The sequence below is a fragment of the Galbibacter pacificus genome (assembly GCF_029603165.1).
Taxonomy (GTDB): Bacteria; Bacteroidota; Bacteroidia; order Flavobacteriales; family Flavobacteriaceae; genus Galbibacter; species Galbibacter pacificus.
The window spans coordinates 264225-282360 of record NZ_JAQSVC010000005.1 but is presented as its reverse complement, the minus strand read 5'-3'; the positions used below and the strand labels follow the sequence as shown (position 1 = coordinate 282360).

Below are 18136 nucleotides of genomic sequence, written 5' to 3'. Positions count from 1 at the left end.
CACCGTAATGGGAAAGACATTATTTGATAAAGTATGGGACAGCCATGTGGTTCACCAAGTTGAAAATGGACCGCAAATACTGTATATTGACAAACACTTAATTCACGAAGTTACCAGTCCACAAGCATTTAACGAACTTGAGGAACGCAATATCCCGCTTTTTAGAAAAGAGCAAATTGTAGCTACGGCAGACCACAACGTGCCAACAAAAGACCAGCACCTGCCAATTCAGGACCTTTTGTCTAAAAAACAGGTGGAAATGCTTACCGAGAACTGCGACAAGCACGGGGTCACCCTATATGGCCTTGGGCACCCGTACCAAGGAATTGTACACGTAATGGCTCCCGAACTGGGTATTACCCAACCGGGAATGACCATGGTTTGCGGAGACAGCCACACCTCTACACATGGGGCATTTGGCACCATAGCCTTTGGTATTGGTACCAGCCAGGTTGCACAGGTTTTTGCCAGTCAGTGCTTATTGCTTTCCAAGCCAAAAAGCATGCGTATTACCGTTAATGGCAAACTTAAAAAAGGCGTTTTGCCAAAAGACGTAATTTTATACATTATTGCCCAATTGGGCACCAATTCCGGAACCGGCTATTTTGTTGAATATGCAGGCGATGTTTTTGAAAACATGACTATGGAAGGCCGTATGACGGTTTGCAATATGAGTATTGAAATGGGCGCCCGTGGTGGAATGATTGCTCCCGATGAAACTACATTTAACTATGTAAAAGGAAGGGAATTTGCACCAAAAGGAGAAGATTTCAACAAAAAAGTTTCCTACTGGAAAACACTTCCAACAGATGCCGATGCTACTTTTGATAAAGAATATACTTTTGATGCCGCCGATATAGCACCCATGGTTACCTATGGCACCAACCCCGGAATGGGCATCAAGATTACAGAAAGAATACCAAGCAAAGACGATGTTTCCTTTGAAAAATCGTTGGAATACATGGGACTTCAAAAAGGAGAAAAACTCCTTGGAAAACAAATTAACTATGTATTTATAGGAAGCTGCACCAATTCCAGGATAGAAGATTTTAGAATTGCTGCCGAATATATAAAAGGAAAACAAAAGGCCGCCAATGTAAATGCCTTAATTGTTCCGGGCTCCCAACAAGTGGCCCAACAAATAAAAGAAGAAGGCATACAGGCCGTCTTTGAAGATGCAGGTTTTGAAATGCGCCAAAGCGGATGCTCAGCCTGTTTAGGGATGAACGAAGATAAAATCCCGGCCGGCGAATATTGCGTCTCTACTTCCAACAGAAACTTTGAAGGAAGACAAGGACAAGGTGCTAGGACCATATTGGCCAGCCCATTGGTAGCGGCCGCAACGGCAATAGCCGGAAAAATTGTAGATGTAACGGAAGAAATAAAAGAGTTGGAACTCGTTTAAAAGAAATGGAAAAATTTACAACATTAACATCAAGGGCAATTCCGTTGCCTATTGAAAACATAGATACCGACCAAATTATCCCGGCGCGCTTTTTAAAGGCAATCAGCAAGGCAGGGTTTGGCGAAAACCTTTTTAGGGACTGGCGTTACAAAGACGGAAAGGAAAATGCCGATTTTGTTTTAAACAATACTACTTACCAAGGAAAAATTTTGGTCGCAGGAGACAATTTTGGTTGCGGAAGTAGCCGTGAACACGCCGCATGGGCATTGACTGATTATGGGTTCAAGGTAATTGTATCAAGCTATTTTGCCGATATTTTTAAAGGAAATGCCCTAAACAATGGTTTATTACCCGTACAGGTTTCTCCGGAAGTGTTAAAAGAAATGCTTTCGGTTATTAAAGCAAACCCTCAAACAAACGTAATTGTAAATCTGGAAGAACAGTACATTGCCGTGGAAGGAACCGGCATTAAAGAATCTTTTGAGATTGATGCCTACAAAAAAATGTGCTTGATGAACGGTTACGACGATATTGATTTTTTAGTAAGCAATAAAGATAAAATAGAAGCTTTTGAAGCTTCGAGAACAATTTAACATAAGTTGGTATGAATTTGAACATAGCGGTATTAGCTGGTGATGGTATAGGCCCGGAAGTTACGCAACAAGCCATAAAAACATTAAAAGCCGTAGGCGAAGTATACAACCATACTTTTACATTTACGGAAGCGCCCGTGGGTGCCATCGCCATAGATGAAACAGGAGACCCATTGCCCGAAAAAACATTAAAACTGTGCCTGGACACAGATGCGGTGCTTTTTGGTGCCATCGGCGATCCAAAATACGATAACGACCCTTCGGCCAAGGTACGTCCGGAGCAAGGCTTGCTAAAACTAAGGAAATCGCTTGGCCTCTTTACCAATATCCGTCCTATTAAGGCCTATCCAACACTTATAGACAAATCTCCTTTAAAGGAAGACCGTATAAATGGTACCGATCTCACCATTTACCGCGAACTTACCGGAGGTATTTATTTTGGTGAGAAAAAATTGAACGAAGAAGGAAGTGTTGCTTCCGATTTATGTGAATATTCCGATTACGAAATAGAACGTATTGCACATTTGGCATTCAAAGCCGCCCGTTCCAGAAGAAAAAAATTAACGTTGGTTGATAAAGCCAATGTTTTGGAAACCTCACGTTTATGGCGAAAAGTGGTAACCAATATTGGCAAAAGTTACCCAGATGTTGAACTGGATTTTCTTTTTGTAGACAATGCGGCCATGCAAATGATCCTGAATCCGAGCCAGTTCGACGTTATTTTAACCGAAAACATGTTTGGCGATATCATTTCGGACGAAGGAAGTGTTATTGGCGGTTCCATAGGCTTGTTGGCATCAGCGTCGGTTGGCGATGAAAATGCCATGTTCGAGCCCATTCACGGCTCTTTCCCCCAAGCAAAAGGAAAAGATATAGCCAACCCCATTGCTTCTATCTTATCGGCTGCAATGTTGCTGGAACATTTTAAATTGTACGAAGAAGCAAAAGCCATCAACAAGGCCGTGGAAAAAGCCTTGGAACTAAAAATTGTTACTTCCGACCTCAATCCTGATAGTAAACACACCACCACAAAGGTTGGTGATTTTATTGCCGATTATATTGCAAATGCGGAGGAAATTATTAATTACAATCAAGAGAATATAGATTATGGACAATCAACAATCATATAACGATTAAATTGATTAGTTTTAGTGTTTTGAGAAACCCCGGCCAAATTGCCGGGGTTTATTTTTATAACCAATTTTAAAATAGGGCTATTGCTGGAAAACTAGATTTGAATGAATATCATTATAAACCAAATTAATATAAATTATTGAAGCCTTCTTCTAAAAAAATTTCTTCCCACTTTTTTAGTTTATATACTTTTCTATCCGCCAACTCAACACTAAATTCCTTTACTTTGCAAAAAATGTATGCGTGAATTATCTATCAGTTGAAAATATAGCCAAGTCTTACGGAGAACGTGTTTTGTTTACCAATATTTCCTTCGGAATTAACAAAGACCAAAAAATTGCCTTTATCGCTAAAAACGGCACCGGAAAGACTTCCATGCTCAATATCATTACAGGAAAAGACTCTCCCGATGGCGGGCAGGTAATTTCCCGAAATGGCATCCGTATATCCTTTCTTTCACAAGAACCGGATTTAGATCCTAATTTAACTATTGAAGAAACTATTTTTGCTTCAGAAAATAATGTGCTAAAAACCATTCAGCAATACGAAAAAGCACTTGAAAATCCTGATGATACAGAAGCTTACCAAAAAGCTTTTGAACAAATGGAGATTAAAAATGCCTGGGATTTTGAAACACAGTACAAGCAAATCCTCTTTCAATTAAAATTAGATCAGCTCGACCAAAAAGTAAACAAACTTTCCGGGGGACAGCGCAAAAGGTTGGCACTGGCCACTATTTTGTTAAACACCCCCGATTTATTAATTCTAGACGAGCCTACAAACCACCTAGACCTGGAAATGATTGAATGGTTGGAGCAATATTTTGCCAAGGAGAACATTACCCTCTTTATGGTTACGCACGACCGCTATTTCCTGGAACGGGTATGTAATGAAATTATTGAACTGGATCATGGTAAAATATATCAGTACAAGGGGAATTATTCCTACTATCTGAAAAAAAAAGAGGCGCGTTTACAAGCCGAACAAGCATCGGTAGACAAGGCCAAAAACCTTTTTATCAAAGAGCTGGACTGGATGCGCAAGCAACCCAAGGCTCGTACAACCAAGTCTAAGTCCCGTATAGACGATTTTTACATTATCAAGGAAAAGGCACACCAACGAAGGAAAGACCATAAAATCCAGCTTGAAATTAACATGGAACGGTTGGGGAGCAAAGTGGTGGAACTCCATAATGTCTCCAAAAGTTTTAACAACAAAAAAATCCTTGAAAAGTATGAATATACCTTTAAAAAAGGCGAACGCATTGGTATTATTGGAAAAAACGGAACCGGAAAATCCACCTTTTTAAACATTTTAACCGGAAGCATCAAGCCCGATGCCGGAAAGGTAATTATAGGCGAAACGGTAAAATTTGGCTATTACACCCAAAGTGGCATTGTCCCAAAACCTGAACAAAAGGTAATAGATATTATTAAAGAATTTGGAGAATACATCCCGCTTACCAAAGGCAGGCAAATATCGGCGGGGCAATTGCTGGAACGCTTCCTGTTCGACCGTAAAAAACAACACGGTTTTGTGGAGAAACTAAGTGGCGGCGAATTAAAGCGCCTTTATTTATGTACCGTTTTAATTCAAAACCCTAACTTTTTAATCCTCGACGAGCCCACAAACGATCTGGATATTGTTACGCTCAATGTTTTGGAAGAATTTTTAATGGACTTTCCGGGCTGCTTATTGGTGGTATCGCACGACCGGTATTTTATGGATAAGATTGTAGACCATCTTTTTGTATTTAAAGGAAATGCAAAAATAGAAGACTTTCCGGGCAATTATAGCGATTATAGGGTTTATGAGGATAGCCTTGAGCCCATAAAAGAAGAGGAAAAAAACACCAACGGAAGCACCAAAAAAACCTGGAGAAAAGACGCCAACCCTTCCTTGAGCTATGAAGAACAAAAAGAGTTTAAACGTTTGGAAAAGGAAATAAAAAAACTCGAAGAAGAAAAAAAAGAGGCCGAAGCCGTATTTGCAACGGGCGAACTGGAAGGCGATGCCATTGATGAACAATCGGTTAAACTCCAACGAATTATTGAAGAATTAGACCAAAAAACCGAAACTTGGTTCGAGCTTTCCATGAAAATGGAGGGATAAAACAATTTTAAGCAGTTGAATTTTTTGTACATAAAATATCTTTTTCAAGCTACCAATCAACATGGGGTACATTCCCCTTTTGTGTATAGTTTGGTTACAAAAGCCTTATACAAGAAACAAAAAACTACAGAACATTCGCTATTGTCCGAATGGAAAAAGGAGTATTCCTTTAGCTTCAGAAAACAAAAAATCATCAACAAAGCGCTCAATTATTTCAATGACGAAACTTATAAAGTAAATCATGACAATGCTTTCCGAAGTAAAAAAACCATTTATTTCAACTTAAAAGAAAAAAACACACGGGAAATCCTCGAAAAGGCAAATAGCTATTCGTTTTTTATTATTGACAATATCGGGGCATCCAATGCCCTGAAAAACCAATGGGAAGCAGTACGGTGCGCCCCTATTTTTTCAATATCCATCGATTTTTTTAACATTGGTTTTCTGTTTGTAAGAAAAGAACAGGTAAAAGAAGATTTTAAAATCCGGATATAATTTGTTATTTTATTAAAAAGTTAGGTAAAATGGAAACTCATATTATCTGGATCGTTATTTTAGCTGTCCTTTTTATATTTGTTTGGCTTAACAACAAGCGAAACATGAAAAAGCATAGGGACCGGAGAAATAATCGGTTCGAAGACCGCTATTCGTCAAAAAGGGGCAAACATTAAAACCAGTGTTGCGTGAAAATTTACACTAAAACCGGAGACAAAGGAAGCACGGCGCTCTATGGCGGGACACGTGTCCCAAAACACCATATCCGTATTGAAGGATATGGCACCATAGACGAGCTAAACTCTTGGATAGGTCTTGTTAGGGACCAAAAAATTAAAGAAGGCTATAAAAAGATTTTAATCCATGTCCAGGACCGTTTGTTTACCATTGGCGCTATTTTGGCAACTCCCCCGGAAAAGGAATTTTTAAAGAGTGGAAAAAAGCGCTTGGACATCCCGAGCATTTCAGAAGGCGATATCGGTATCTTGGAAAAGGAAATAGACCAAATGGAAGCCTCCCTCCCTCCCATGACGCATTTTGTGCTACCGGGCGGGCACACAACGGTGTCATATTGTCACATAGCACGGACTATATGCCGAAGGGCAGAGCGAAAAGCCACTTATTTGTATGAAAATGAGCCTTTTGATCCATTGGTGCTTCAGTATTTAAACCGTTTGTCAGATTATTTATTTGTGTTGGCACGAAAGTTGACTTCGGATTTACAGGCAAATGAAGAAAAATGGGTTCCAAAGAAAGGAACTACTGAAAATGACAGGTAATTCGTTACGTAATTATCAATATAACGCCCTAAAAACTACGTTCTTAGAAATAATATGTAAATAATATAAATTTTACTTGACTTTTTACTATAAAAATTTATTTTTGCACAAAATTAAAAATCAATAGCAGATGTATTGGACTTTAGAATTAGCATCATATCTAGACGATGCACCTTGGCCAGCAACAAAAGATGAATTAATTGACTATGCTATTAGAACCGGAGCTCCCCTGGAAGTGGTAGAAAACCTTCAGGCAATGGAAGACGAAGGCGATATGTATGAATCTATTGAAGAGATTTGGCCGGATTACCCCACAGAGGAAGATTACCTCTGGAACGAGGATGAATATTAACAAACACATTAACATTATAAAGCAAAAAAGTCTCCTGAGAGGCTTTTTTTTTGCTTAATTTTGAAATATAAATACACATACAGACATGAGTTTACTCAATTCCGTTTTAAAAGTTTTTGTAGGAGACAAGGCGAAGAAAGATGTTAAAGCACTTCAACCAACCGTAGACCAGATAAAATCTTTCGAAGAAGAACTTACACAACTCTCCCATGACGAACTACGCGCTAAAACACAAGAGTTTAAAAAGAAAATTAAAGAGGCCACAGCTTCTTTTGACGAAAAAATTGAACAGTTAAAAGCCGAAGCTGATGCTTCTAATGATATTGACAGGAATGAAGATATTTATGCTGAAATCGATTCACTTAAAGAAAAAGCATACGAAATAAGCGAGAAAACCCTTAACGATATCCTGCCGGAAGCTTTTGCAGTTGTAAAAGAAACCGCCAAACGTTTTGCAAATAACGAAACCATTAGCGTAACCGCATCAACATTCGACCGCGAACTTTCGGGCACAAAAGAATACGTTACCCTTGACGATGAAAAAGCCATCTGGCAAAACTCTTGGGATGCTGCCGGAAAGGAAGTAACCTGGGACATGATTCATTACGATGTACAACTTATAGGAGGTATTGCCTTACACCAGGGAAAAATAGCAGAGATGCAAACCGGAGAAGGGAAAACGCTTGTGGCAACACTTCCCGTTTACCTTAATGCATTAACCGGAAACGGTGTTCACTTGGTAACTGTTAACGACTATTTGGCACGTCGTGACAGTGCTTGGATGGGCCCTTTGTTTGAATTTCACGGACTTTCCATAGACTGTATCGACAACCACCAACCGGGATCTACCGGAAGAAGAAAGGCATATGCCGCCGATATTACTTATGGAACCAATAACGAGTTTGGCTTTGATTACCTAAGGGATAACATGTCCCACACACCAGAAGATTTGGTACAACGTCCACATAACTTTGCAATCGTGGATGAGGTGGATTCTGTATTGATTGACGATGCAAGAACACCATTGATTATTTCGGGGCCGGTTCCACAGGGAGACCGCCATGAGTTTAACGAACTCAAACCTAAAGTAAACGATATTGTTGCCAAACAACGCCAATACCTTACCGGAGTCTTGGCAGAAGCAAAAAAATTAATTGCAGAAGGAAATACCAAAGAAGGTGCATTCCAATTGTTAAGGGTACACCGCGGGCTACCAAAAAACAAAGCACTTATAAAGTTTTTAAGTGAAGAAGGAATTAAACAACTGCTTCAAAAAACAGAGAACCATTACATGCAGGATAACAACCGTGAAATGCCCATTGTAGATGAAGCACTTTGGTTTGTTATCGATGAAAAAAACAATCAAATAGAACTTACCGACAGGGGGATCGAGTATCTTTCGGGTGACACCGATCCCGATTTCTTTGTGATGCCCGACATAGGTACAGAAATAGCCCAAATTGAAAAGAAAGGCTTGTCTGCCGAAGAAGAAGCAGAGCTCAAGGAAGATCTTTTCAAAGACTTCTCGGTAAAAAGCGAGCGCATCCATACCATGAACCAATTGCTAAAGGCATATACCCTTTTTGAAAAAGACGTTGAATATGTAGTAATGGAAAACAAGGTAATGATCGTTGACGAGCAGACCGGGCGTATTATGGACGGGCGCCGTTATTCTGATGGGTTACACCAAGCCATTGAGGCCAAGGAAAATGTAAAAATTGAAGCGGCAACGCAGACATTTGCCACCGTAACCCTTCAAAATTATTTTAGAATGTACAAAAAGCTTGCCGGTATGACGGGTACTGCCGTTACCGAAGCTGGAGAATTCTGGGAAATCTACAAATTGGACGTAATGGAAATTCCTACCAACCGCCCAATTGCAAGACACGACAAACAGGACCTTATTTATAAAACCAAACGTGAAAAATACAATGCCGTTAGTGAAGACATTGTAAAATTAGTAGAGCAAGGCCGCCCGGTACTGGTAGGTACAACTTCCGTGGAAATCTCGGAACTGCTTTCCAAAATGCTTTCAATGCGAAAGATAAACCACAATGTATTAAATGCAAAACTCCATAAAAAAGAAGCCGATATTGTAGCCGAGGCCGGTAACCCGGGCGTGGTGACCATTGCCACCAATATGGCAGGACGTGGTACCGATATTAAGCTGATTAAAGAAGTGAAAGACGCTGGAGGCTTGGCCATTATAGGTACCGAGCGTCACGATTCAAGACGTGTAGACCGCCAGTTACGAGGTCGTTCGGGACGTCAGGGAGATCCGGGAAGCTCGCAGTTTTATGTATCTCTGGAAGATAACTTAATGCGTTTGTTCGGCTCGGAAAGAGTGGCAAAAATGATGGACAGGATGGGGCTTGAAGATGGAGAGGTTATTCAACATTCCATGATGACAAAATCTATAGAAAGAGCCCAGAAAAAGGTAGAAGAAAACAACTTTGGTGTGCGTAAACGTTTATTGGAATATGATGATGTTATGAACGCACAGCGGGAAGTGGTTTACAAAAGAAGAAGGCACGCGCTAGAAGGCGAACGCTTAAAACTCGATATAGCCAATATGGTTTTTGATACCTGCGAAGCTATTGTCGAGAGCAATAAAATGGCCAGCGATTATAAGAATTTCGAATTTGAGCTTATCAAATTCTTCTCCATAACCGCTCCGGTAAACGAAGACGAATTTAAACGTAAAACCCCGCGTGAAATTACCAACATAGTATACAAGCAAGCGCTAAAATACTATCAGGATAAAATTGAGCGCAATGCAAAAACTGCCTTTCCGGTTATTAAAAATGTTTATGAAAACCAAAGCAATAGGTTCGAGCGTATTGTAGTTCCATTTACCGACGGAATTAAAACTTTAAAAGTAGTGACGAACTTAAAGGAAGCTTATGAGTCGGAAGGAAAAAAATTAATAACCGATTTCGAGAAGAACATAACATTGGCCATTATCGACGATGCTTGGAAAACGCATTTAAGAAAGATGGACGAGTTGAAACAATCAGTACAATTGGCCGTCCACGAACAAAAAGATCCGCTATTGATTTATAAGTTCGAAGCTTTTGAGCTTTTCAAGGACATGATCGATAAGGTGAACAGGGAAGTCATTTCTTTCTTATTTAAAGGAGAATTGCCTACCGAAGAAACCAATAACATTCAAGAGGCCAGGGAAGTTAAAGCAAAGGAAAACTATAAAACTTCAAAAGAAGAAATCCCGAACAGCGATGAACTTGCCGCCCAAAACAGGGCAGCCGGACAAACACAGCAACGTCCTCAAGTAACAGAAACCATTGTAAGGGAACGCCCAAAAATTGGCAGAAACGACCGCATTACCATTAAAAACGTAATGTCGGGAGAAAATAAAACCGTTAAATACAAACAAGCAGAACCTTTGTTGGACAAAGGTGAATGGGTAATTGTTGAAGAATAAAAAACAATGCGATAACAAGAACTTTATAAAACATTTAATGTTTAATGAGTTAAAGCGGTAGAAGTATCATTTCTACCGCTTTTTTTTTGAAAAATTTTAAATACCTTTAGAAACGAAAAACCAACCCAAATAGGTAACTCAATCAAATGAGTTCTTGAATATCGTTTATAAATGGCCCAAAAATACAACTCTATATCCAGTAGGCTGGATGAAAAAATGCACCTGATCCTACATGTCAATTATTTTTCGTCGGCCTTAATGATATGTATTGCCTTAGTATGCTATTTTATTTTAGACATTAAATATATTGTACCACAAGTTCTTTTAGGGTACAGTGTTTTAAGTCTTTTAAATATTTTCTTGCTTAAATATCATAAAAAATTATTGGTAGCCTATCTCATTAGCTTAAACTTAGGGGTAATAGGCTCCATAATCGTGACCGTTGTTACGGGGGGAATTAACAGCCCCTTTATTTTCACTATGCCTTTAATTGTATTTGCGGGTTATATTTCTACCCGTAATTATGGGCAGTTTCATATGTATCTTATCCTTCTTTTTATCTTGCTCATTTATTTTCGAAACGAGATACACCTTAATTTTCCAAATGTAGTGCCCGAAAAATCCAAGGATGATTTTAGTTTAATGAGCGTGCTTTTCAGCTTGTATTTATTGGGCGGCATCTTTGGCAAAGTACTGTTGGGCAATTACAATAAGTTATATCAATCAAAAAAAGAAATCGAAAAAAAGAGCAATGAAAACGAAGTGCTCTTAAAAGAGATACACCACCGCGTAAAAAACAATTTACAAACCATTTCCAGCCTGTTGAACATGCAGGCCAGAACGACAGAAAACGAAGACACCAAAAAAATATTGACGAGTAGTCACAACCGGGTTTTATCTATGGCCATTGTGCACGAAATGCTATATGCCCGCGACGACCTCTCGAAAATAGAATATCGCAACTATGTAAAGCAATTGGTAAAATTCCACATAAAATCCCTGAATAAAGAAGACAAAAAAATAAATTTTAAAATCAACATCTCCAATATTAAATACAACATAGAAACGGCCATTCCATTGGGATTGCTCATTAGTGAATTTATTACCAATTCCCTAAAACATGCTTTTGTTAATAAAGACGAAGGAACCATTACAGTAACCATAGAAAAAACAGACCCCGAGTTCTACACGCTTATCCTTAGCGATAACGGAATTGGGTACAACACATTTGTGGCCGAAAACAAAACAAAGTCCATGGGTTTAAAACTAATACATAACCTTACGCGCCAATTAAGGGGAAATCTAGAAAAAATAGATAAAAGCCAAGGCGTAACCTACCTAATCCGCTTTAAGGAAATATAAAAATCATTGCCTGTCCAAATAATTCTTTAAAATGGTAATTTGTAGAATAACCAAACTGCCAAAAGCAATGATACCGTAAAGAAAGGTTTTTGGCAAGCTATTGGAAAAATTATTGAAATACGAAGAAAATTTTTCAACCGAATTATCCAATAAAACATCCTTATTGGGCAAGTAAGAGGCCAAAACAACAAAAATAACGGCCAATACCGCCACTACGGCCTTTGATTTATTGGAAATCAAAGCTTTAAACCTAACATTTGTTGATTCTGCCTTTACGGCATCCATAATATTAAGCTTCAAAGCCGTAGAGGGCTTTTCCAATCCCGCCTCTTTTATCATCTTTCGGGTTAATCCGTCCAGTTTTTGTTCTTCTTTCCCACTCATTTCATTGTAATTTATTTACCAATTCAATTCTACACCTTAATATTTCAAACAATTGCTTGCGTGCGCGAAACAATTTTATTTTAACATTTCCTGTACTTATACCAACTATTGTTGCTATTTCTTTCAAAGATAAGTCTTCATAATAATATAGGGTAATAATTGTTTGTTCTTCATTTGTTAAAGTTTCAATGGCCGCGCCAATAATTTTTTCCCTTTCTTTTTTTTCCAGGATATCCAGTGCGTCCTCAACATCATCAATTAAATTATAATTTATTTTTTCTATTTCTTCTGAAGGGATTTGCCTTGCATTTTTCCGCACCCTGTCCAATGTACTATGGTACACAATTTTATACAACCAAGTAGAAAATTTAGCATCTCCTTTAAATGATGCCAGGGAATGGTAACATTTTATAAATGCTTCTTGGACAATATCTTCTGCTTCTTCCCTATTTTTTACAATCCGTACCGCAATGGTAAAGGCCAATTGCTGGTATGTGTCCACAAAATAAGAAAAAGCATTTGTATCGCCCTTGAGTACCCGGTCTCTGTATATTGTATCCTGTTGGTTAGTCATTTATAAATAAGACGTTGGTGTTCTACTTTTGGTTACAAGATCAGGATTTTTTTTATTTTACTTTTTTTGTAACCATTTCGTTCCCCCATACGTCATACCAATAAATAATCAATTAAAAAACACATTTATGGAAGGAGTTATCGTTACCGGATTCGTTTTTGGAACCCTTTTCGGGATTTTTTACCTGTTCATTACCGCTAGGCACAAAGAACGATTATCGCTTATAGACAAAGGCGCAGACGCCTCTATATTTTACAGCAGCAAAAAGAGGACCGCACCTATCTGGAAAATATTAATATTAAACATTTCCCTATTGTTAATGGGAGTTGGCGTTGGTATTTTCCTGGCCGGGGTTTTACATTACAATTATAATGTAGACGCAGAGGTAGCATATCCCGGTACTATTTTTACCTTGGCGGGTATTGGTTTATTTCTTGGATTCAACCTTTCTAAAAAATTGGAATAATCATTTTTTACAATTAAAGTGTAGCGCTAGTAAGGAATTTGGTTAACTTAAGACTGATTAAAAAAATATATTTTTTATGAAACTTATAAAACTGAATTCTTTACTTTTTTTGTGCCTGTTTACCATAGGTTGCCAATCTTCTACTAAAAAGGATGCACAACAGGCCAAAGCAGAAGCAGATACAATAGCAACGATTCCCCAACAAGACCTCTCCCAATACGAAACTGCTTATTTTGCAAGTGGCTGTTTTTGGTGCGTAGAAGCTGTTTTTGAAAGTGTAAAAGGTGTAAAAGAAGCCGTTTCTGGATACGCTGGCGGAAAGGAAAAGAATCCAACTTACGAGCAAGTAGGCGCCGGACGTACCGGTCATGCCGAAAGCGTTATGGTATATTACGATCCAAAAGAAGTTTCCTACGAAACTCTGGTAAGGGTTTTTTTTGGTTCACAGGATCCCACAACCTTAAACCGGCAAGGACCCGATAAAGGCACTCAATACAGGTCTATTGCGTTTTATAAAAATGAAGACGAAAAAGAAATTATAGAGCGCTATATACAGCAGCTAGAAGATGAGAAGGTGTTTTCTAAACCTATTGTAACACAAGTGGTTCCTTTTGAAAAATTTTGGAAAGCCGAAGATTATCATCAAAATTACGAACGCCTCCACCCCGACAATCCTTATGTTAAAAATGTATCCATTCCACGGTTGAGAAAATTTCAAAAAAAATATCCCGAACTTTTAAAGGATAATATACATTAAACTATTGCAAAGTAACATTGCTATAGGCAGCAACAAGACTAAAGGTTTTGTTGCTGTTTTTTTGTGCATTGTACCCATTTGCAATTTCATTTCCATAATTTTTGGAAACACCCAGCACCAATGTTTTAGGGAATTTCACAGATGAATTGGAAGCATTGCTGAAAAAATTAAATGCTGTATCGGGTAGCTTCACCTTTGCTTCCGAATTGTCCAAAATTATATTCAGGGTATTAAACTCGTTGGATATATTGTTAATAAACAAGTCGCCAAAACTTCCATCAATAATGGCATCGCCCGTAAAATTATCGATGGCAACGTTGGATGATTTCGATGTTAATTTAATGCTGTTTACATCTTTTAGGCTTACCGATTCCACATAATTTACTTGTAACTCTCCCTGATGCCAATTATCTACTAAAATGGGTGAATATGAAGCATGTATTACAGAGTTTTTGCCAATTACGTTAGAAGCATGCAACCTTGAATAAGACAAGGTTGCATTTATGGTTGATGAATTATCGGCCAAGGTCACTTCGCCATGACGGACGTTCATTTTTAGCTTAGCGCCTTTGGGCATTTTTATTTTGATTGTTTTTTTAATCTTCAGGTTTTTGTCCCCGCTGTCGGACCTGTAAAAAAACACATTGGGAGCCCCCGAAGCATCACTGCTTCTATATTCTATTGCCTGTTGCCTTGCCTTCATTACCTGCTTTCGGGCTTTCTCTGCTTGTTTGTGTGCTTCTTCCCTAGCCTTTTCCAGTTCTACTCTGTTTATTTTTTGATCTTTCCGCATCTGTTCGTAATCTTTCATCATTTCTTCTTTATGGGCTTGCCATTCTGCCTGATGTTCTTTTACTTCCTGTTGCCATTCATCTAAATTGGCCTTGACCTCATCATCAAAACTTTTATTAAATTTTTCCTTCCATTCTTTTAAGTATTTATCCCCGTCCCGCTTGTAAGCTTCATAATCAAAAGAAAAATCTTCAAAATTAAAAGGCAGCGGTGGCATTGGGGGAACCGGTGGCATTACCATAATACTGTCGGGCATTGGCGGTAATGGCGGTATTGGGGGAATGGGAATGGAATCGGGAAAATCAAAATCTAAGTCAATATCGATATCGTCCATATCAGAAATCACGATTACGTTATCATCATTGGCCCATCTCATAACATTATTGGCAGTGCTTACCGAAACTTTATCGGCAGTGCCCGTTGCCTTAAAGTCCCAATCTTTAAAATATTTCTCGGCGTCTTCCTTAGAAACATCCTCTATTTCTATAACGGCCTCTATTTCTACCTTGTTTTTATTCCAGGTATTAAACTCAACATCGGCATAACTTGTATTTATGTCAATCGCTACGTCTTTATTTACATCAAAAGATTCTTTGTAGGTTTTCGATTGTTTTTGTGCTTGTACAAAAACCGATGACAAAAGCAATACAACTAGCAATCTATACGTTTTGTGTTGTAAATTTCTCATTTTTTGATTCTTTAAGTTCTTTAATCTTCTCTTTTAACCGGTATAGCAACTGTAAGCGCAACTGTAAATTGTTAATTAGTGCATTAATGGTTTGGTCGTTTGGACCCACATTGTTTAACTCTACGGTAAGCTCTTTATAGGCATCGTTGAGTTCGGACAGCCTGCCCATGTATCCGTCCAATAATTTTTTATTGGCATCGTTTAAATCTATATCTGCCAGCTCTAGGTTAATATTGGCAACATAATAATCTTCTACTTTTTTTAGGTCGGGAGATATGTCACCCAATGTAATTTTATCGGCTTCTTTATCAGTTTTTTGATCCACACCTACCACTTGTCCATCAATTGGTGTATTTGACTCTTTTTGATAGAAAAAAATACTGGTCCCAATACCCAAGAGCACGACTATGGAAGCGGCTATTTTCCATAAATAAGACTTCGGTTTTCTCTTTTTGGGAAACGTTGCTTCCAAAAGCTTCAAAAAATCTTCTTCATGCCCCTTTGGCAATGTATATTGCCCTTTATCTTTATGGTCTTCAAACATTTTTTTAATATCCTGTGCCATATGCTCTTTCTTTTAAAAGTGACTGCAATTTTTGTTTTCCGCGCAATAAATGTGTTCTCGATGTTGTATTGGTAATTTCTAGGATTTGCGAAATTTCTTCATGATCATATCCTTCAATTAAATACAGCATCACCACATATCTATATTTGTCGGGCAGCTTGTTTATGGCAAACTTGACATCGGCAATGTCCAGTGGGCTTTCCATTTCCCAATTTTCATCGTCTACAAGTTGCACAAACGATTCGTTTAACGATACGAAATGCTGCCGTTTGGACTTTAAAAAATCGATGCTTTTATTAATTACAATTCGCTTTAACCAACTTCCAAAAGTTACTTCTGCTTTAAACTGATCCAATTTTTTAAAGGCTTTTATAAAACTTTCCTGCATAACATCTTTTGCGTCGTCTGCATTTTTTACATAGCGCATGGCTATACAATACATGGCATCGCAATACATATTATAAAGCTTCATTTGTGCCTTACGGTTGTTTTGTTTACATTTTTCGATCAGATCAATTTCAAGCATGCCGGCTTGTCTCTTTTTTTAGTTGGATACAGTTACTATTCACCATTAAAGACGACGAAAAAAACAAAGCGTTGCAATTTTCTTCTTTTATTTATTTGATGTAGCAATTGTGCTATATTTACATTTTGTATTTTCGCTACTAATTTTAAGGAAACCCCTTATTATTTACAAAGAAACAACTTAATATATAATGCAAGAATACAGCATCCAAAACGATTTTATAAAACTTATTGCGCTCGATTATGGCGCTACCATCCACCAACTAATTACCAAAGATAAAAACGGAAATAATGTAAATATTGTTCTTGGATTTAAGGAACGGCAAGAATATAGGCACAATCAAGAATATTTAGGAGCTTCGGTAGGTAGGTTTGCCGGACGGGTCCATGAAAGCGGTTTTACGCTAAACAACCAACATTACACCCTACTTTCCAACAACGGTGCCCATTTGCATGGCGGAAAAGAAGGCTTTTCTTTTAAAACATGGAAATTGGAAACCATACATCAAGGCAATGATCCTTTTATTAAATTTTCATACACAAGTAGCGACACGGAAGAAGGTTACCCCGGAAACCTTCAGGTATTTTGCACCTATCAACTTAAAAAAAATAAATTGATAGTTACCTATGAAGCAAAAAGTGATAAAGACACTATTGCAAACCTAACAAACCATAATTATTATAACCTTGACGGAAGTGGAAATATTTTAAACCATGAGCTCATGATTGCTTCTGATAAAATTTTAACGAAGGACGAAAATGCTGTTGCCGATGGAGATTTTATGAGTGTTGAAAGTACGCATTACGACTTCAGAAGAAAAAATAAAATAGGCAATCAAATTAAAACCAAAGGCATAGACGATTGTTATGTACTTGCCAACAACGACCCTTTAGCGGTATTGTACGCTAAAAACACAGGCATAGAAATGACCGTTTCCAGCAACCAGCCCGGCGTTGTTGTGTACACCCCCGAAAATTTTGATGAAAATAGATTTTTAAACAAGCCCCTCCATAAATATCCTGCCATTTGTTTTGAAACCCAAGGTTTCCCAAATGCGCCCAATCAACCGCATTTTCCTTCAGTAATATTAAAAAAAGGCGAATTATATAAAAACGAAAGTGTTTTTGCGTTGACCGTAAAATAAATCTCTTTTAAAGAAATAAAAGATTAAATGTTTTATCGGTTTCTATTAAAAAAGTAAGCCCCGCCAAAAAACAAGCGGGGTTTATTATTTTATCAATGTCTTGTAATACGCTTATTAAAAACGTGAATTATTATACCATTAAATTTAAAGTAACGTCTATGTTGTCTTGTGTGGCGCGGGAATATGGACACACTTCATGGGCTTCGTTTATAAGCTTTTCTCCGGTTTCCTCGTCTATGCCCGGTAAAGTTACATCCAAAACAACTTCCAGGAGAAAGCCCCCCAATTCGGGGTGTTTGCCTATACCTACCGTTGCGGTAACGTCAAAATTATCTCCTATATCCACTTTATTTTCTTTGGCAACAAACTGCAATGCGCTCCCAAAACAAGCCGAATATCCAGCGGCAAACAATTGCTCGGGGTTTGTATGGGCCCCTCCCTTGCCACCTAATTCTTTTGGCAGTTCCAGTTTCATGTCTATCAACCCGTCATCGCTTTTTACATGTCCTGCCCTACCTCCGGTTGTAGTGGCGCTAGCTTTGTATAATGCTTTCATTTTTGATTTT

Annotated in this window: 18 protein-coding genes; 12 read left to right on the top strand and 6 right to left on the bottom strand. The window is 38.2% G+C overall.

Features of this window, described 5'->3' with window-relative positions; all coding sequences use genetic code 11:
• Positions 1-7: 7 nt before the first annotated feature.
• The 9 genes from leuC (at position 8) to PSF86_RS14640 (ending at position 11674) form a co-directional block, all read left to right on the top strand.
• A complete protein-coding gene (leuC, locus tag PSF86_RS14680) occupies positions 8-1405 on the top strand; it encodes a 3-isopropylmalate dehydratase large subunit (RefSeq protein WP_277900849.1) in 1398 nt (465 codons plus the stop codon).
• A 5-nt stretch (positions 1406-1410) separates the two neighbouring features.
• Complete coding sequence (gene leuD, locus PSF86_RS14675; RefSeq protein ID WP_277900848.1) at positions 1411-1998, top strand: 3-isopropylmalate dehydratase small subunit; 588 nt, start codon at positions 1411-1413, stop codon at positions 1996-1998.
• A gap of 11 nt (positions 1999-2009) precedes the next feature.
• On the top strand, positions 2010-3128 hold the full coding sequence (leuB, locus tag PSF86_RS14670) for a 3-isopropylmalate dehydrogenase (protein ID WP_277900847.1): 1119 nt from the start codon (positions 2010-2012) through the stop codon (positions 3126-3128).
• A 247-nt stretch (positions 3129-3375) separates the two neighbouring features.
• The gene (locus PSF86_RS14665; RefSeq protein ID WP_277900846.1) at positions 3376-5244 is read left to right on the top strand and encodes an ABC-F family ATP-binding cassette domain-containing protein; all 1869 of its coding nucleotides are present in this window, start codon (positions 3376-3378) and stop codon (positions 5242-5244) included.
• Between the two features lie 15 nt (positions 5245-5259).
• Positions 5260-5739 (top strand): hypothetical protein, encoded by a 480-nt coding sequence (locus tag PSF86_RS14660; protein ID WP_277900845.1) that lies wholly within the window; start codon positions 5260-5262, stop codon positions 5737-5739.
• Positions 5740-5927: 188 nt separating this feature from the next.
• Positions 5928-6518, top strand: coding sequence for a cob(I)yrinic acid a,c-diamide adenosyltransferase (locus PSF86_RS14655; RefSeq protein WP_277900844.1), 591 nt, complete (start codon positions 5928-5930; stop codon positions 6516-6518).
• A 130-nt stretch (positions 6519-6648) separates the two neighbouring features.
• On the top strand, positions 6649-6870 hold the full coding sequence (locus tag PSF86_RS14650; RefSeq protein WP_008612884.1) for a DUF2795 domain-containing protein: 222 nt from the start codon (positions 6649-6651) through the stop codon (positions 6868-6870).
• Between the two features lie 85 nt (positions 6871-6955).
• A complete protein-coding gene (gene secA, locus PSF86_RS14645) occupies positions 6956-10312 on the top strand; it encodes a preprotein translocase subunit SecA (RefSeq protein WP_277900843.1) in 3357 nt (1118 codons plus the stop codon).
• Positions 10313-10483: 171 nt separating this feature from the next.
• Positions 10484-11674 carry a sensor histidine kinase gene (locus tag PSF86_RS14640; protein ID WP_277900842.1) on the top strand — a complete coding sequence of 397 codons (1191 nt, stop codon included), beginning with the start codon at positions 10484-10486 and terminating at the stop codon, positions 11672-11674.
• A 3-nt stretch (positions 11675-11677) separates the two neighbouring features.
• Here PSF86_RS14640 and PSF86_RS14635 read toward each other — a convergent pair whose 3' ends face one another.
• On the bottom strand, positions 11678-12058 hold the full coding sequence (locus PSF86_RS14635; protein ID WP_277900841.1) for a hypothetical protein: 381 nt from the start codon (positions 12056-12058) through the stop codon (positions 11678-11680).
• 1 nt (position 12059) lies between these two features.
• Complete coding sequence (locus PSF86_RS14630) at positions 12060-12632, bottom strand: RNA polymerase sigma factor (RefSeq protein WP_277900840.1); 573 nt, start codon at positions 12630-12632, stop codon at positions 12060-12062.
• A 127-nt stretch (positions 12633-12759) separates the two neighbouring features.
• Between PSF86_RS14630 and PSF86_RS14625 the strand changes: the two genes are divergently transcribed.
• Both PSF86_RS14625 and msrA read left to right on the top strand, forming a co-directional pair.
• Complete coding sequence (locus tag PSF86_RS14625; RefSeq protein ID WP_277900839.1) at positions 12760-13098, top strand: DUF6249 domain-containing protein; 339 nt, start codon at positions 12760-12762, stop codon at positions 13096-13098.
• A 76-nt stretch (positions 13099-13174) separates the two neighbouring features.
• Positions 13175-13855, top strand: a complete 681-nt coding sequence (gene msrA / locus PSF86_RS14620) for a peptide-methionine (S)-S-oxide reductase MsrA (RefSeq protein ID WP_277900838.1) — start codon at positions 13175-13177, stop codon at positions 13853-13855.
• Position 13856: 1 nt separating this feature from the next.
• On the opposite strand, the gene PSF86_RS14615 is transcribed toward msrA, so the two are convergent.
• The 3 genes from PSF86_RS14615 to PSF86_RS14605 are packed head-to-tail and all read right to left on the bottom strand — an operon-like array spanning position 13857 to position 16426.
• Entirely contained in the window at positions 13857-15335 is a 1479-nt protein-coding gene (locus PSF86_RS14615; RefSeq protein ID WP_277900837.1) for a DNA-binding protein, read from the bottom strand.
• Positions 15307-15900: a hypothetical protein gene (locus PSF86_RS14610; protein ID WP_277900836.1), complete on the bottom strand. Its 594-nt coding sequence runs from the start codon at positions 15898-15900 to the stop codon at positions 15307-15309. Before PSF86_RS14610 ends, PSF86_RS14615 begins: the two co-directional genes overlap by 29 nt.
• Positions 15884-16426 (bottom strand): RNA polymerase sigma factor, encoded by a 543-nt coding sequence (locus PSF86_RS14605; RefSeq protein ID WP_277900835.1) that lies wholly within the window; start codon positions 16424-16426, stop codon positions 15884-15886. Before PSF86_RS14605 ends, PSF86_RS14610 begins: the two co-directional genes overlap by 17 nt.
• 190 nt (positions 16427-16616) lie before the next feature.
• Here PSF86_RS14605 and PSF86_RS14600 point away from each other — a divergent pair, with 190 nt between their 5' ends.
• Positions 16617-17570 (top strand): aldose epimerase family protein, encoded by a 954-nt coding sequence (locus PSF86_RS14600; RefSeq protein WP_277900834.1) that lies wholly within the window; start codon positions 16617-16619, stop codon positions 17568-17570.
• A 130-nt stretch (positions 17571-17700) separates the two neighbouring features.
• Here the strand turns inward: PSF86_RS14600 and PSF86_RS14595 are convergent, their stop codons facing one another.
• Positions 17701-18126 (bottom strand): organic hydroperoxide resistance protein, encoded by a 426-nt coding sequence (locus PSF86_RS14595; protein WP_277900833.1) that lies wholly within the window; start codon positions 18124-18126, stop codon positions 17701-17703.
• Between the last annotated feature and the right edge of the window lie 10 nt (positions 18127-18136).